The 14,401-nt window shown below is 70.8% G+C and carries 16 protein-coding genes; 7 read left to right on the forward strand and 9 right to left on the reverse strand.

Going from position 1 to position 14,401, the window contains the following annotated elements; all coding sequences use genetic code 11:
* Positions 1-86: 86 nt before the first annotated feature.
* The 3 genes from REH65_RS10440 to REH65_RS10450 form a co-directional block, all read right to left on the reverse strand.
* Positions 87-1,133: a saccharopine dehydrogenase family protein gene (locus REH65_RS10440; RefSeq protein WP_406692269.1), complete on the reverse strand. Its 1,047-nt coding sequence runs from the start codon at positions 1,131-1,133 to the stop codon at positions 87-89.
* A 101-nt stretch (positions 1,134-1,234) separates the two neighbouring features.
* Positions 1,235-1,876 (reverse strand): TMEM165/GDT1 family protein, encoded by a 642-nt coding sequence (locus REH65_RS10445; protein ID WP_406692270.1) that lies wholly within the window; start codon positions 1,874-1,876, stop codon positions 1,235-1,237.
* Positions 1,877-2,284: 408 nt separating this feature from the next.
* On the reverse strand, positions 2,285-3,865 hold the full coding sequence (locus REH65_RS10450; RefSeq protein WP_406692271.1) for an alpha/beta hydrolase: 1,581 nt from the start codon (positions 3,863-3,865) through the stop codon (positions 2,285-2,287).
* A gap of 189 nt (positions 3,866-4,054) precedes the next feature.
* On the opposite strand from REH65_RS10450, the gene REH65_RS10455 reads away from it, so the two are divergent.
* Positions 4,055-4,777 (forward strand): maleylpyruvate isomerase family mycothiol-dependent enzyme, encoded by a 723-nt coding sequence (locus tag REH65_RS10455; protein ID WP_406693142.1) that lies wholly within the window; start codon positions 4,055-4,057, stop codon positions 4,775-4,777.
* 200 nt (positions 4,778-4,977) lie between these two features.
* On the opposite strand, the gene mshB is transcribed toward REH65_RS10455, so the two are convergent.
* The 3 genes from mshB to REH65_RS10470 form a co-directional block, all read right to left on the reverse strand.
* A complete protein-coding gene (mshB, locus tag REH65_RS10460) occupies positions 4,978-5,820 on the reverse strand; it encodes an N-acetyl-1-D-myo-inositol-2-amino-2-deoxy-alpha-D-glucopyranoside deacetylase (protein ID WP_406693143.1) in 843 nt (280 codons plus the stop codon).
* Between the two features lie 99 nt (positions 5,821-5,919).
* Positions 5,920-6,882 carry a DUF3048 domain-containing protein gene (locus REH65_RS10465; protein ID WP_406692272.1) on the reverse strand — a complete coding sequence of 321 codons (963 nt, stop codon included), beginning with the start codon at positions 6,880-6,882 and terminating at the stop codon, positions 5,920-5,922.
* Between the two features lie 64 nt (positions 6,883-6,946).
* Complete coding sequence (locus tag REH65_RS10470) at positions 6,947-7,663, reverse strand: Clp protease N-terminal domain-containing protein (protein ID WP_406692273.1); 717 nt, start codon at positions 7,661-7,663, stop codon at positions 6,947-6,949.
* Positions 7,664-7,764: 101 nt separating this feature from the next.
* On the opposite strand from REH65_RS10470, the gene REH65_RS10475 reads away from it, so the two are divergent.
* Together REH65_RS10475 and REH65_RS10480 are read left to right on the forward strand one after the other, a co-directional pair.
* Complete coding sequence (locus tag REH65_RS10475) at positions 7,765-7,941, forward strand: hypothetical protein (protein ID WP_406692274.1); 177 nt, start codon at positions 7,765-7,767, stop codon at positions 7,939-7,941.
* Between the two features lie 10 nt (positions 7,942-7,951).
* A complete protein-coding gene (locus REH65_RS10480) occupies positions 7,952-8,167 on the forward strand; it encodes a hypothetical protein (RefSeq protein WP_281458861.1) in 216 nt (71 codons plus the stop codon).
* Between the two features lie 585 nt (positions 8,168-8,752).
* On the opposite strand, the gene REH65_RS10485 is transcribed toward REH65_RS10480, so the two are convergent.
* A complete protein-coding gene (locus REH65_RS10485) occupies positions 8,753-9,499 on the reverse strand; it encodes a D-Ala-D-Ala carboxypeptidase family metallohydrolase (RefSeq protein ID WP_406692275.1) in 747 nt (248 codons plus the stop codon).
* Between the two features lie 183 nt (positions 9,500-9,682).
* On the reverse strand, positions 9,683-10,480 hold the full coding sequence (locus tag REH65_RS10490; RefSeq protein WP_406692276.1) for a thioesterase family protein: 798 nt from the start codon (positions 10,478-10,480) through the stop codon (positions 9,683-9,685).
* Positions 10,481-10,694: 214 nt separating this feature from the next.
* On the opposite strand from REH65_RS10490, the gene REH65_RS10495 reads away from it, so the two are divergent.
* Positions 10,695-11,183 carry a YbaK/EbsC family protein gene (locus REH65_RS10495; protein WP_406692277.1) on the forward strand — a complete coding sequence of 163 codons (489 nt, stop codon included), beginning with the start codon at positions 10,695-10,697 and terminating at the stop codon, positions 11,181-11,183.
* A 12-nt stretch (positions 11,184-11,195) separates the two neighbouring features.
* Here REH65_RS10495 and REH65_RS10500 read toward each other — a convergent pair whose 3' ends face one another.
* Entirely contained in the window at positions 11,196-11,777 is a 582-nt protein-coding gene (locus REH65_RS10500; RefSeq protein WP_406692278.1) for a TetR/AcrR family transcriptional regulator, read from the reverse strand.
* A 95-nt stretch (positions 11,778-11,872) separates the two neighbouring features.
* Here REH65_RS10500 and REH65_RS10505 point away from each other — a divergent pair, with 95 nt between their 5' ends.
* From REH65_RS10505 to REH65_RS10515, 3 genes are read left to right on the forward strand one after another with little or no spacing between them, the layout of a single operon-like run.
* Positions 11,873-12,766, forward strand: a complete 894-nt coding sequence (locus REH65_RS10505; RefSeq protein ID WP_406692279.1) for a DMT family transporter — start codon at positions 11,873-11,875, stop codon at positions 12,764-12,766.
* 33 nt (positions 12,767-12,799) lie between these two features.
* Positions 12,800-13,444, forward strand: a complete 645-nt coding sequence (locus REH65_RS10510; protein WP_406692280.1) for a helix-turn-helix domain-containing protein — start codon at positions 12,800-12,802, stop codon at positions 13,442-13,444.
* On the forward strand, positions 13,441-14,295 hold the full coding sequence (locus REH65_RS10515; protein ID WP_406692281.1) for a GNAT family N-acetyltransferase: 855 nt from the start codon (positions 13,441-13,443) through the stop codon (positions 14,293-14,295). The genes REH65_RS10510 and REH65_RS10515 overlap by 4 nt, the downstream gene beginning before the upstream one ends.
* The last annotated feature ends 106 nt before the right edge of the window (positions 14,296-14,401 follow it).

Consider the following 14,401-nt stretch of genomic DNA (forward strand, 5'->3'; position numbering starts at 1 on the left):
GAGGGCGACAGTTTCAGTCCAAACTGTCCCGACATTTCGGACATCGATCATGGGTGATTCGAGGAAAAACCGTCCCCTCCCGAGCCCTAGGCGGGCTCGATGACCTTCACCCCGTGGAGGCGGCGGATGAAGTCGGCCCCGAACGCCGTCGACGGGGTGTGGGCACCGGGTGCGGGCGGGTCGGCGCGCAGGGCGCTGACCGCGCGCAGGACCGCGTCCGCGGTCATGTCGTAGACGTCGGGGCCGATGAGCGCGGCGGAGACCGACCGCCCCGCGTCGTCGGCGGCCTCGGCGTAGACCTCCACCCAGCTGCGCGAGCGGATCCCCCGCCCCGGGCCCTTGACGAAGGCGCCGATGGCGGCCTTGCCGAAGCGCTGAACCGGCGTCGAACCCAGCACCGCCTGACCCACCTTGCCGAGGCCGTCGCCGAGGTCCGGGATCGGGAGCCGGGCGAAGGTCGTGATGGTGCCGATGCCGGTGCTGCGGTAGGCGGTGGCGACATCGCCCCAGGGCAGCGAGGTCACCTGGCGCGGACCGGACGGGAACGCGACCTCGCGGCGCCGCCACGCGAGCGGCACCGCGCGCAGCTCGCCGTCGACGCGGGCGCGGCCGCCGATCGCGGCGCCCTCCAGGGCGCTCGCGAGCGTGCCGGGGCTGATCCGGCCGCCCGCCTGGAACGCCAGGTCCAGGCGGGTCGCGCCGGGCAGTTCGGCGGCGACCAGGGCGGCGAGGCAATCGGTGGGCACCACGTCGAACCCGGCGCCGGGCAGCAGCACCACTCCGGCGTCGCGGGCGTCGGAGTCCCGGGCGAAGATCGACTCGAAGACGTCGATCTCCCCGGTGATGTCCAGGTAGTGGGTGCCCGAGCGCAGGCAGGCCTCGACCATCGGCGCAGACGTCGCCGAGAAAGGACCGGCGCAGTGCGCGACCACATCGACGTCGTGCAGCATCTCGGCGACCCGGGCGGGCTCGGAGAGGTCGAAGATCCGCGACTCCAGCCCGCGCGGCGCGGCGAAGGCGGCGACCTCGCCGGGGTCGCGACCCGCGACCACCGGGCGTTCCCCGCGCTCCACCGCCAGCTCGGCCACCAGCCGTCCGGTGAACCCGTTCGCGCCGTAGATCATCCAGGTCATCGCGTTCCCTCCGCCGTGCCCACCCCGCTAACGAACACCCCCGGCAGCGGTCACGGGTTGCCCGGCGCGGCGGCGATCACCCGGTCAGACCTGAACTCCCGTCATGCCAGCAGCGCGAACGCGGAGTCGATGATCAGCCAGCCGCCGAAGAGGACGAACAGCGCGGTCGCGCCGTAGCGCACGGCCTTCTCCGGCAGGTGACGCCCCAGCAGCAGGCCGACTCCGATGGCCAGCGCGTCGGCCAGCACCATGCCGACGGTCGAGCCGATCCAGGTGCCGAGCCAGTCGTGGTGGGTGGCCAGCGTGACGGTGGCCAGCATCGTCTTGTCGCCGAGCTCGGCGAGGAAGAACGCCAGCGTCACCACCATCACGGCCGAGGTGAACCCGCGGTGGGCCCGCTGCTTCTCCTCCTCGGTGAGGCGGTCGCCGCGCAGCGTCCAGGCCGCGAAGAACAGGAACGCGACACCGGCGATGAGCGCGATCCACTCGGTCGGCATCAGTTCGCCGAGACCGAATCCCAGCGCCACCGAAATGGCGTGCACGAGCGTGGTCGCGACGGTGATGCCGAGCAGCACCTGCCACCACCGGTATCGGGTGGCGAACGTCATCGCCATCAATTGCGACTTGTCGCCAAGCTCGGCGACGAAAATTGCTGCGGAACTCAGCGCGATGCTGCCCAGCACGATGCGAAACCCACCTTCCGAGAACACGAAGGTCTCGCCCACCTCGAACGCAAGGCTCACGGCCGGGTGCGATGACGCCGCACCAGCATGTCGACCGCGAATTCTCGGACTACTCCCCTTCAACCGCGGAAGACATTACCGGAATCGATGAATGCGTCAAATATCGGGGAACGGAGGAATTCGCGTTTCCATTTCACCAAATGCGGGTTTCGGCGCACCGCAAAATCGAATGCGCCGGTGCGATGAGAGCGGGCTCACCTCCAGGGGTGGAACAACGCGGAACCGGGCGCCGTTGAACCGACCGGTCGAGCGTTCCGAGTCCCCGGGCCTCATCTACCGCCTTCGCGGAATACCGTCCGGCTGGAGCCGCGTCGCGCCACTCGCCGAGAGGCGACCGGCGCATCGACCCCTGCCCACGACGAGGGCCGTCGCTCCTTCTCCTCGGAGCGACGGCCCTCGCGTCGGCCCTCAGAACGGCTGCTCGTCCGGCCGGCAGACCTCACCCGGCCGCGGGACGCGCAGGTTGATCAGGTAGTCGGCGGCACGGCTGTCGGCGCACGAGCTGTCGCCGAGGATGGCGTGGCCGAAGGCGTCGACGCTGACGAGTCGCGCGTTGCCCAGCTCGCCCTCCATCCGACGGGAGAACTCGTACCGGGTCGCCGGGTCGTAGAAGTTGCCGAACAGCAGCACCGGGTTGGCCGCCCGGTGCGCCCAGGGGCCGCGGTGCACGTCGGGGCTGGTCGGCGGCCACTGCGAGCAGCCGGCGAGGTCGCTGAACGCCTGGTTGCGCCCGAAGGTCGGCGATTCCGACTCCCACTGCGCGGCGATCGCGGGCACCAGACCCGGCTTCTTCGGGAACGGCTTGTCGGTGCAGTTCACCGCGAAGTACGAGTCGTCCACATAGGACTTCTCGGCGTCGCCGACGGCGTCCTTGCGGTGCTTGTTCGCGGGCAGCTGCAGCACCCGCAGCAGATCCGGGATCAGCCCGGCCTTCGGGTGCAGCGTCAGGTGCAGGCCCTGCAGGTCGCTGCCCAGCTGCCGGAACTGCTCCGGGTCGTAGAGCGCGCTGCTGACGGCGTCGGTGAACTGGTCCAGGTCGATCTTCGTGCCGTCGGGCATCGCGATCGGCCCCCGCCGCAGGACGGTGCGGATCTCGTCGAACTTCGCCCGGGTGTCGCCCTCGCCGAACGCGCACTTGGCCGCCTCGGCGCCGCAGCGCTTGAGGTAGGCGTCCAGCGCGAGCTCGAAACCTGCGGCCCGCTCCCGGTCGTACTGCACGCCGTCGGCGGTGCGCAGCGCCGGATCGACGTTGCCGTCCAGCACGATCGCGCGGCTGCGGTCCGGGAAGATATTGACGTAGGTCGCGCCGAGCAGCGTCCCGTAGGAGAAGCCGACGAAGTTCAGCTGCGCGTCGCCGACACCGGCCCGCATCAGGTCCAGGTCGCGGGCGACGTCAGCGGTGCTCATGTGCCGCTGCAGCTCACCGGCGTTCTTCGCGCAGGCGTCCCCGTAGTCGCCGTAGGCGCCCATCGTGGTGCCGATCTGCCCCTCGGTGACGGGCACCGACGACATCCGGCCCAGCACCGCGTCGGCCTGCTCGGCGTTGCGGAAGCAGCGCAGGCGGGTGCTGCGGTCGATGCCGCGCGGGTCGAACCCGACGACGTCGAAGCGCTCCAGCACGGCCGGGTCGAAGCGGTCCACGGCACCGACCGGCATGTCGAACCCCGCTCCCCCGGGACCGCCGGGGTTGAGGAACAGCGAGCCGATGCGCTCGCCCGGTTCGCTCGCGGCCCGCCGCATCATCGCGATGTCGACGGTGCCCTTGCCCGGATCGGCGTGGTCGACCGGAACCGGGTACTTCGCGCAGCTGTACAGGTGGCGCTCGGTGAGCGGGACGTCCCGCAGCACGGCCTTCTCGCACGGCCCCCAGGTCACCGGCGACGCCTGAGCCGCCGAGGTTCCCGCGACCACCGCAGTGCCCGTGACCAGCACGCTCGCCGCCACGGCGAGCGTTCTCCGTAATCGCACGCGTCGCGTCGCCACGTGCATCCTCCTCGTGTCCGATCAGTGGGCGTTTCGCCGATCGAACAATCCGAAAAGGATCTTGGACACCGCAGAACGCACGAATCCTGTTTCCCGACAACACAGTTTGATAACCGCGCCGATAACCTCTTTCGGGTACCGATCAGGCCGAGGTGGTTTCAAACCGGTGATCCGCCCCTAGGATCACGCCGCGTGATGCCTCCGTTGAAAGCTGTTGCAGAGGGCCACCGGCGGCTGCTCGGCCTCACCGCCACGCTCACCGATGAGCAGGTGGCCGCCCCCTCACTCCTGCCCGGCTGGTCCCGCGGGCACGTGCTGGCACATCTGACCGACAACGCCCGCGCGTTCGCCCGCGTCTGCTCGCTGGCGCTGAACGGCGAGCTCGTCGAGGCCTACGAGGGAGGTCAGGCCGAGCGCGACGCCATCATCGAAGGGCTGTCGGGCGGCAACGCGTTCTCCCACCACGACGGCCTGAACCGCCACGTCGGGGTGCTCGAAGCCGTCTGGTCGCACGCCTCCCCCGCCGACTGGGAGCGCCCGGTGCGCTTCCGCAACGGCGACCTGGCCGGGATCGTGCTCATGCGCTGGCGCGAGGTCTGGATCCACCTGGTCGACCTGGATCTGGGCGTCGGGCCGCAGGAGTGGACCGAGGACTTCTGCCACCACGCCATCGAGTTCCTGCTGCCCCGGCTGCCCGCCGGCGTCGCGCTGCGGCAGACCGACGGCCCCCGCCGCTGGTCCGCCGACGGCGAGATCAGCCCGGTCGCCGACGTCGAGATCACCGGCCGGGCCCACGACCTCGCGGCCTGGCTGGCAGGACGCCCTCCCCAGCGCCTCCCCGCGGGCGACCTCCCGGAACTCGGCCCCTGGCCACCACACCCGACCCCAGCGGACCGCTCCCACTTGGCAGCGGGTTGAGGAACCGTTGCTGTGGTCGCTCTGCGTGGCGGTGCCAGTAGCGGAACCTGAGCGCCTCCGTGGACTCCGTGCGCCGCTCCTTGAGTATGTGCATACGCGGCGTCCCGGCGTACTCGCCACGAAGGCGCTCAGAACCCGCGGCGGCGCCGGCTGAGCCCCACACCTGGAACAGCGGCTCGGCCGCGACTGCGAACCAGTTCCTAGTCCAGGCCCGAGAACAAGTCCGTTTCCCAGTTGTGCGGCCCTTCTCCCGGGCCGCGGTCGCCGCGGACGAGCACGTAGTGCTCGCGGCCGAACTCCTCGTCGTTGACCATCTTGGCGAAGAAGCCGTCGTCGTCGACGTTGACCTGACTGCGGTAGGTGCGCAGGGCCGCGAGCTTGTTCGCGTGGAACCGGCGGCCGTCGATCTGCGCGGTCAGCTCCTCGTCGGGAACCGTGCTCGGTTCGAAGGCGGCGACGGCGTCCTCGGCCAGGAACCCCTCCTCGACGGCGCGCGTGAGCAGTGAGCGCGGCATGGCCGTCCAGTACACCTTCGGCACGTCCCAGGGATCGCCGAGGTCCGGCTCGTAGGACGGGTCGGCGGCGGGCTCCAGCGCGCCCATCAGCGCCTCGTGGGCGGCGATGTGGTCGGGGTGGCCGTAGCCGCCGTTGCGGTCGTAGGTGACGGCGACGTGCGGTCGCTCGGCGCGCAGCACCGCGACCATCGCGCGGGTCACCTCGGCCGGGTCGGCCTTGGCGAAGGCGCGGGGGTCGTCGTTGGAGTCCTCCCCGGCCATGCCGCTGTCGTGGAAGCGGCCGGGGCCGCCGAGCCAGTGCTGGCGGATGTCGCCGAGCTCGACCAGCGCGCGCTCGATCTCACCGCGCCGGTACTCGCCGAGCTCCTGCGGCTTTCCGCGCAGGTGGGCGAGGTCGTCGGCGATGACCTCGCCGAGCTCACCGCTGGTGCACGTCACGAGGCTGACGGTGGCGCCTTCGGAGCTGTAGCGGGCCATGGTGGCGCCGGTCCCGGTGGACTCGTCATCGGGGTGGGCGTGGACCAGCAGCAGACGGCGATCGCTCATGTCTTCCGAGAGTAGCGACTGACACCGACAGCGGTCGCCGATGTGGCGTTCGTCGCCGTCCCGCTCGGGTTTCGCGATCTGTCACCGGGCCTGCGGCACCAGCACCACCCACACCTGCCCGGGCGCGAAGGTCATCGGTTCCCCGGCCTCGGTGGTGTAGGTCGTGCCGACCTCGGGCGCCGGGCGGTTCCAGTAGGAGTTGAACTTGTGGCCGTCTCGCAGCACCACGGCCCGCCCGCCGCCGACGGTCTCGGCGAACGGCGAGACGTTGCCGGAGACGTCCTGGAACGGCGAGCTGGACACCGGAACCTCTTGCAGCACAACGGTTCTCGCGGCGCCGCGACCGCTGTCGGTGGTCACGTAGGGCCGCCCGTCCATCGACACCAGCCAGCGCGCGCCGTCCCAGTCGAAACCGACGCGCGCGTGCGGGTAGGCGATCTCCTCGTGCCCGGTGGGCACGCCCCCGGCCGCCGGGGCCGGCCCGAACACCAGCGGGGCGGCGGGCGACCAGCCCGCGCCGGGCGGCAGCCGGTCGGTGCGGGCGAACAGGTTGTGCGGCATCACGCCGGGCCCGCGGTGGAACGCGCCGGGCAGCGTCTGCTGGGAGGCGTTGGTGAGCGGCGCGCGGCCGATCTCGGGCAGCAGCTCGGGCGCAGCTCCGGAGAAGGCGAGCGTGGGGTGGCCGAACTGGGCCAGCAACCGCAGGTCGGTCTGCCGCGCGCTGCGCACCGGCCCGACCACGGGCGGCGTCCGGGAGGCGAAAATGCCGATCAGGCGGCTGATTCCGGCTTCGACGGGCTCGACGTAGACGATGTCGGCGGCACCGGTCCCGGTGTGCGGGCGAGCCTGCGGCGCGTTGTCGATCTTGACCGCGAGCACCGGCGGTCCGGGCGGCGGTGGCGGTGGAGGCGGCGGTTCAGGTGCGGGTTGCGGCACCGGATCGATGATCGGCAACGACACCGTCACGGTCGGCTGCACGGCCATCGCTCCGGCCACGAGCACGACCATCGACACCAGTGTGCCGACCACGCGCAGAACCCACATCGCCCCTCCACCGCGTAGCCTCACCCGGCGCCCGGGCGAGAACAAGCGGCCGAACGGCCCAGCTTCAGGACTGGCCGCGGACGATGTCGCCGATGACGGCCGTGATCCGCTCCTCCGCTGCGGCCTTGTTCAGGCCGAGGCCGGAGAGCAGGCCGTCGCCGCCCTCGTGCTCCAGCAGGGCGAGCAGGATGTGCTCGGTGCCGACGTAGTTGTGGCCGAGCCGCAGGGCTTCGCGGAGCGTCAGCTCCAGCACCTTCTTGGCGTCGGCGTCGAAGGGCACGAGCGCGGGCAGGTCGTCGACGGCGCCGGGCAGCGTCGCGGTCGCGGCCTCGCGGATGGCGTCGAAGGTGACGCCCTGGTCCTCGATCACCTTGGCGGCCACGGCATCCGGCTCGCCGAGCAGGCCGAGGACGAGGTGCGCGACGCGGATCTCGTCGTTGCGCGCCTCGTGCGCGGCGGTCTGCGCGAGCACCACGACGTTGCGCGCTCGCGGGGTGAACCGGCTGAACCCGTTGCCGGAGTCGTCGTCGAACCCCTTGGTCACGGAGCGCTTCTGCGCGGCCTGCTTCGAAACGCCCATGCTGCGGCCGATCTCGGTCCAGGAGGCGCCGGATCGGCGCGCCTGGTCGACGAAGTGGCCGATGAGGTGGTCGGCGAGGTCGCCGAGGTGGTCGGCGACGATCACGGCGCCTTCCAGCTGGGACAGCGCGTCGCCGTTGGACTTCTTGATGCCGTCGATGAGGTCGTCGAGGCGGATGGTGGGTGGGATGTTCTCAGCCATGCGTCAACCATAGGTTGACGAACGAGTGTCGTCAACCGCTGGTTGACGAAAGTGACGTGCCGGTCGTCCGGCGGTAGCGTCGCGGCGACGGAGGTGAGGACGTGCCCGAGGAGGAGAGCTCGGAGTGCCGGGGCTGCGACGGCACCGGGAACATCAAGGTGGCCCGCCGATTCATGTCGGTCGACACCGGCAAGGTCTCGACGGTGATGTCGTTGGCCCGCTGCCCGCACTGCCGGGAAAACCCGGGGCGACAGCGGGGTTGCGGACCGCCCGTGTGAGGATCGACCCATGTCGGACGAGGGTGGCGACAACGCCGGTATCGAGGCCAACGGCCCCAACGCCCTGTGCTTCACCTGCGGCGGCCTCAAGAAGATCAGCGAGCCGCGCCTCTACATGATCCAGGCCACCGAGGAGATGCAGACCGGCATGACCATGGCCGAATGGCGAACCTGCCCCCACTGCACGGGCAAGGGCTACCACCGAGGCATCAACCCCCCGGCGTGAAGCCGCAACCGGGGAAGCCGGTTTCTCCTCACCCCACCCGAGCAACCCGCACCGCCGAGCTCGACCGCAGAAGGTGAACGGGCCGACGGAAGTTGGGGGGAATCTCCGTCGGCCCGTTCAATCCCCGTTCGGGGATTCGCGAGGCGGGACCCCGGGGGAACAGGGTCCCGGCTCGCTCCCTCTCCGGCCGGGGGTCCGACTGGGGGTTCGGTCCGCGCCCGGCCGGGGCGAGCCGCGGGAGCGACTCGCGTCCGGAAGTGACGGGGTGGTGCGCGGTTCGCCGCTATCGGGGCGCGGCGAACCGCAGGTGGAGAAGTTCTCGTGGTGACGGCGGGGGCGGCGTTGCGCACCTGTCCGGGTGGCCGGCTCCCCGCGGAGCGCTCCCGACTGCGTCGTGGAAGCTTCAACCATTATGTCGGAGATGACGCGCGGTTGTCAGCGTCGGCTACGGATAGTCACATCACACGTCATGCCCGCCACACCCGCGTAACACCCGATCGACATCTCGCGAACACGTGCCGTTCTCCTGCGGGTGCAGTACGGGCACCCGGCGAGGACCGGGTGCCCGCGGCGTGAGAACGCCTGTCAGATCCCGCAATCGGGGGCCGACCAGGTGTCGGCGCCACCGGCGACGTGGACGTGGTCGTCGTGCCCGGGGTAACCGGGGCCCAGGATCTCGCCGAAGCCGTGGTCGCGGGCCTGCTGCGCCAGCGCGCAGAAGCCCTGGGAGCCCGCGCCGAGGTCGGCGGCGTCGCCGTAGAGGTGGCGGCTGTCGGGCGCGCCGCCGACGGAGTCGTTGCAGGTCACGCTGCGGAAACCGCCGTTGACCTGGATCGGCGCGTCGCCCATCGCGTGCCGCATGGCCTGCAGCTTCCACATGGTCACCAGCGCGTTGGACTTGGCCTCGTCGGCCGAGACCTTGCCGCCGGACCAGTCGGAGTTGCAGTTGTTGATCTCGGAGTAGTCGAAGTTGACGGGCGAGCAGTCGTCGTCCTGCAGCTCGTAGATCTTGGCGAACGTCGACTCGCCCGCGACGCCGTCCGCGCTCAGGCCGTAGGCCTCCTGGAACCGGGCGACGGCGTCCCGGGTGCCTGCGCCGTAGACGCCGTCGATGGCGAGCCGCCCGCCGTTCCCGGGATATCCGGCCACCCGGATCTGCAGGTTGCGCACCTCATCACCGGATGCGCCTTCGCTGAGCGGTTGGCTCCAGGTGTAGCAGCCGTCGGCGGCGGGCGCGGGAGTCGCGGGGGCGGCGACCGCGACGGGTGCGACGAAGGACGCGGCGGCACCGGCCACGAAAGCGGCGGTCGCGCCGGCTAATCGGGTCTTCATGCGGGGACACCTCTCGCTGCGGGGGAAGTTCTGCGCAGCGGATGCTCCCGGAAGAACCCCACGAAGAAGTGACCTTGTCAGGAATTCACCAAAAAAGCCGCACAGCGGTCGAATCCCGCCGCCCAGAAGGACGATCCGCCGCACCACCGGCGGCCGTCGCCGACCCCCGCAGCAACCCCTAGCTCACGTCGTCAGCGGGCGGACGGTGAGGATCTGCTCGGCGTGACCGACCGGGCCGGTGACGTCGTGCAGGTCGGTGCTCGTCAGACCTTGACCGCGGGAGCCGAAGGTGACCTTGGTGTCCAGCCCGGTCCAGTCGCCCTCGGGCTCGCGGTAGAGGTGGATGGTGAGGTCGACGTTGGGGAACATCCACTTGGTGGGTTCCTGGCGCACGGCGATGCCGTTGGCGGTGTCGATGAGCGCGACGAACGACGCCAGCGAGCTGACCTGCTCGCCGGCGACGAGGTCGTAGCCGGTGGACACCCACGCGGTGGTCCGGCCGGGCTGCGGCTCGCCGATGACGCGGGTGCTCAGCGATTCGATGAAACCGCCGGACCACACCGAATCCATCGGCCACGGCGGCACCTGCTCCGGCGGTGTCAGCCTCTCGGGCTCCCCTCCGGCGACGATCCCGGTGTCGACCTCGGCCAGCAGCCACGCGCGCGCCCGCACGACGGCCCGGCCGCCGATCACCGCGGTCGCCTCGACGAGCTCGATGGTCCGCCCCGGGCGGACGATCTCGACCTGGACCTCGAACTCCTCCAGCGCGATCTGCCCGAGGATGTCGAAGCTGATCCGGCTCATCACCAGCTCAGGACGGCCTTCGGCGGCACGGGCCCGCTCGATCGCGTGCACGATCAGCCCGCCGAGCGGGCTGAAGTGCTGCTCGTCGACCCGCCAAGCCCCGCCGACGTGCGCGGTCGGCTTGTACCGACCGTCCCCGACGCGCTCGAAGTACCCGGTCCGGACCGTCTCACCCAACGAACTGCACTCCCCCGTTCAGCGGAACAACCACCCCAGCATATGAGCCCCCCACCCCCGCGAAACCCGAACAGGACCGGAATCACGACCGATGCCGACGCGGCGAGAACTACGAGGTAGGTGCGGCGTTCCCCCCATCCGGATGTAGTTTTCGCTGCATCAGAGGTGTTCCTCGTGCCGCTTCGGAGAACGACGTCGGAGGGAATCGTCACAGATGTTGGGTGATCAGCAGCTTCCCGAGCGCAGTCGCATCGTGCAGGAGAGCTTGATCGAAGCGGGGGTGACCGCGCAGGTGCGGGAGCTGCCGGACTCCACGCGCACCGCCGCCGAGGCGGCTTCGGCGCTCGGGTGCGAGGTCGGCGCGATCGCCAGCAGCCTCGTCTTCCTCGCCGACGAGCAGCCGGTCCTGGTGATGACCAGCGGGAGGCACCGGGTCGACACCGACCTGCTGGCCCGCAACATCGGCGCCGACGAGGTCCGGATGGCCTCGGCGAAGCAGGTCCGCGCCGCCACCGGCCAGGCCATCGGCGGAGTGGCCCCGATCGGGCACCCGGCCCCGCTCCGCACGTTCATCGACGAAGCCCTCGACGACCACCCGACGATCTGGGCGGCCGCGGGCACCCCGCACACCATCGTCCCCCTCGACGTCGACCAGCTCGTGAAGCTCACCGACGGCGAGAAGATCCGAGTCGCCGCGGACTGACGTGCCGGCTCGTCACCCGGCCCCCTCCCCCACGAGGGCGCGGATCGTGGCTCGGGCTTCGTCGAAGGCGCCGGTCATTCCCCCGACGGTGAGGTTGACCATGGCGCCTTCGTAGACCATGTGGACCCGGGCGCCGAGGGTTTCGGCGTCGGGGACGCCGGTTTCGGCGAGCAGGGCGATGAACTTCGCGCGGGAGCGGCGCTTTCCCTCGCGCAGCACCTCGTGCCCCGGGTGGTCGCTCTCCCCGAGCTCGGCGTGGGCGTTGACGAACGCGCAGCCGCGCCTGCTGCCCGCCCACCACGCTTCCTCCGCGTCGAGCACGGCGAGCACCCGATCGAGCCCGGACCGCGGCGCGCGGGTCCGCATCCACTCGTCGAGGAACTCCTCCCACCGCTCCTCGCGCCGCCTGAGGTAGGCCGCGACCAACGCGTCCTTCGACCCGAACCGGTCGTAGAGCGTCTTCTTGGTCGTCCCCGCCTCCTCGGCGATCAGATCGACGCCCACGGCACCGATCCCCCGCTCGTAGAACAGCACCCCGGCGACCTCGAGGATCCGCCGCCCAGCAGGCGTGTCCGGATTCGCAGTGCGCGCCACCACAACCCCCTCCGATCGGGCACTCCAGTCGAGAACCGCGGTACTCGACTGGAAGGACACTGCGAGTATACCGACCGGTATGGTTACTTGGCCACATGCGAGCACTGCTTCCGATCGCCTTCGTCGTGTTCTGGAGTTCGGGTTTCGTCGGCGCGGGCATGGCGGCCGACACCGGCGCCTCGGCCAACACGAGCCTGTTCTGGCGCTACGCGGTGACGACCGCGATCCTGCTGGCCATCGCCGTTGCGAGACGTCGCCGGTACGGGCGCGCGTTCCTGATCCACGAGATCGTCCTCGGCGCGCTCGGGCAGGCGATCTACCTGTCCGGCGTCTTCCACGGCGCGTCGCTGGGGGTCCCGGCGGGCACGAGCGCGCTGATCGCGTCGCTGCAGCCGGTGCTCGTCGCGGTGCTCACCAGCAGGCTCGCGCACGAACCACTGGGCGCGCGAAGGACGTTGGGCCTCGCGGCCGGAGTCGCCGGCGTCGCGCTCGTGGTCGTCACCGACATCGGATCCGGCGGCGGTGCGCTGGGGATGCTCGCGGTCGTCGCGGGCACGGCCGGTCTCACCCTCGCCACGCTGCTCGGCGACCGCCGACCCCGCCCCGAAGGCCACGACCTGCTCGACTCGCTGACCGTGCAATCGGCCGCGGCGCTGGCCGGGTTCGCCCTGGTCGCGATGGCAGGCGGCGGTGTCACCCCACCTGCCGCACCCGAGTTCTGGACCGCGATCGCCTTCCTCGTGCTGCTGCCGTTCGTCGGCGGCTACGGGTGCTACCTGCTGATCCTGGACCGCTCGGGGCCGCTGACCGTCAGCGCCCTGCTCTTCCTCACCCCCGCGGTCGCCGCGACCTGGAGCACCCTCGCCCTCGACCAGCCCTTCCACCTCACCACGATCCCCGGTTTCCTCCTCGCCCTGACCGGAGTCCTCACCCTCCGCGCACCCGCGAAGCGACCCGCGGGAACGCGAGGGGAGATGGCGACCGCTTGATTCTGGAGCAGGCGCTCCATTACTGTGCCGGGCATGGCCAGACCTCGTGTGCACGACCTCGACCGGGTGCTGGACGTGGCCGAGCGCCTCGTCGCCGAGTCCGGCCCGGAGCGGCTCACCGTGCGCGCGCTCGCGGCGGAGTCCGGTGTGCCGAACGGGGCGATCTACCACGGTTTCGGCTCGTTGGCGGCCTTGCGCGGGAAGCTGTGGCTGCGCGCCGCGATCGACTTCCTGGACCTGCAGACCGACCTCATCGATCGGGCGCTGCGCGAAGCCGGGGAGTCGGCGGCGGTCAACGCGCTGGTCGCGGCTGCCGACGCGCCGACGGTGTTCGCCGAGCGGCGCCCGTCGGCCGCGCGGTTGCTCATGACGGTGAGCCGGGAGCAGCTGCTCGGCCCCGAACTTCCCGCGGAACTGGCGGATTCGCTGCTCGACCTGGACCGCAGGCTGGTGTCGGAGGTGCTGCGCCGCCTGGCCACCGAGCTGTGGGGGCGAGGGGACGGCGGCGCCGTGGATGTGATCACGACCTGCGTCGTCGACCTGCCGACGGCCCTGCTGCGCCGGGCCTTCGACCAACCCGCCCCGGTCCGGATCAGCACCGATCTGCGAACCCGCCTCGAAGCGGCCGTGCGCGCGGTCGCCCAGCACGAACCGACCACACCGGGAAATCGACGATGACACCTCCGGAAGTGCTCGCCGGCGCGAAGAAGATCTCCGTCGGCCCGGATCTCACGGGACTGCTCTGGACCCGGGTCCGCACCACGCTCACCGCTCCGGCCAGGCAGCACCTGCGCAGGACGTTCCCACCGGTCGCGGTGCGGGCGTTCACGGCGACGACCGAGCAGTACTGGCAGGACTGGCTTTCCGACGACAACCTGGACGAGCTCGACGGCCTGGTCGTCGTCTTCGACTCGTCGGGTCTGCCGATCGCGTGGGTCGCCAGCAACAACCGGGTGTTCGGCGGGCGCAAGTGCTTCTACGCCAACTCCGCAGGAGTGCACCCGGACCACCAGGGAACGGGGATCTCCGGCCGGATCTGGCGTGCGCTGCTGCGCGCGGCGCTCATCAGGTCCGCCCCGCGCACCCTGCACGCGGTCATGCGGACGGGAAATCCACTGGTCTACGGCGCGTGGTCGACCGCGGCAGGCCGCAGCGACACCGCCTGGCCGGCACCCGGTGCGGAGATTCCCGAGCACATCGGCCGCATCGCCGAGGACGCCGCGACCGCGCTGGGCCAAGCCGACCGGCTCGACCCCGCCACGCTGGTCATCACCGACGCCTACGACGACACCGAGTCCGGGCTGTGGACGACCCGTCCGACGTCGGACCGCCCGGACATCGACACGTGGTTCGACACCCTCCTCGGCCCGCGCGACGCCATCGTGCTCGTCGTCGCCTTCCGGCCGCTCCGCATCATGCTCGACGAGACCAGACGCGACCTCCGCCGAGCCCTCGGCCTCCGCAAACCCCACCCCACCCGAACCTCCCGAGCCCCCAGCCACAACCAACACGACGTCCACGACCGATGACGTCGGGACTTCGAGCGGTTTGCCGTCATCCTGTTCGAGAAGCGGCTGTTCGAAGATCCATGCGGATTACGGCAGTAATCGGGGTCCCGGTTACTGCCGTAATCCG

This window comes from Saccharopolyspora sp. ID03-671 (assembly GCF_045278815.1).
Classification (GTDB): Bacteria; Actinomycetota; Actinomycetes; order Mycobacteriales; family Pseudonocardiaceae; genus Saccharopolyspora; species Saccharopolyspora ipomoeae.

Coding starts and splice junctions, on each gene's coding strand:
- REH65_RS10440 (WP_406692269.1), bottom strand. CDS start 1,133: ATGACCTGGATGATCTACGGCGCGAACGGGTTCACCGGACGGCTGGTG.
- REH65_RS10450 (WP_406692271.1), bottom strand. CDS start 3,865: ATGCACGTGGCGACGCGACGCGTGCGATTACGGAGAACGCTCGCCGTG.
- REH65_RS10455 (WP_406693142.1), top strand. CDS start 4,055: ATGCCTCCGTTGAAAGCTGTTGCAGAGGGCCACCGGCGGCTGCTCGGC.
- REH65_RS10465 (WP_406692272.1), bottom strand. CDS start 6,882: ATGTGGGTTCTGCGCGTGGTCGGCACACTGGTGTCGATGGTCGTGCTC.
- REH65_RS10470 (WP_406692273.1), bottom strand. CDS start 7,663: ATGGCTGAGAACATCCCACCCACCATCCGCCTCGACGACCTCATCGAC.
- REH65_RS10480 (WP_281458861.1), top strand. CDS start 7,952: ATGTCGGACGAGGGTGGCGACAACGCCGGTATCGAGGCCAACGGCCCC.
- REH65_RS10485 (WP_406692275.1), bottom strand. CDS start 9,499: ATGAAGACCCGATTAGCCGGCGCGACCGCCGCTTTCGTGGCCGGTGCC.
- REH65_RS10495 (WP_406692277.1), top strand. CDS start 10,695: ATGTTGGGTGATCAGCAGCTTCCCGAGCGCAGTCGCATCGTGCAGGAG.
- REH65_RS10505 (WP_406692279.1), top strand. CDS start 11,873: ATGCGAGCACTGCTTCCGATCGCCTTCGTCGTGTTCTGGAGTTCGGGT.
- REH65_RS10510 (WP_406692280.1), top strand. CDS start 12,800: ATGGCCAGACCTCGTGTGCACGACCTCGACCGGGTGCTGGACGTGGCC.
- REH65_RS10515 (WP_406692281.1), top strand. CDS start 13,441: ATGACACCTCCGGAAGTGCTCGCCGGCGCGAAGAAGATCTCCGTCGGC.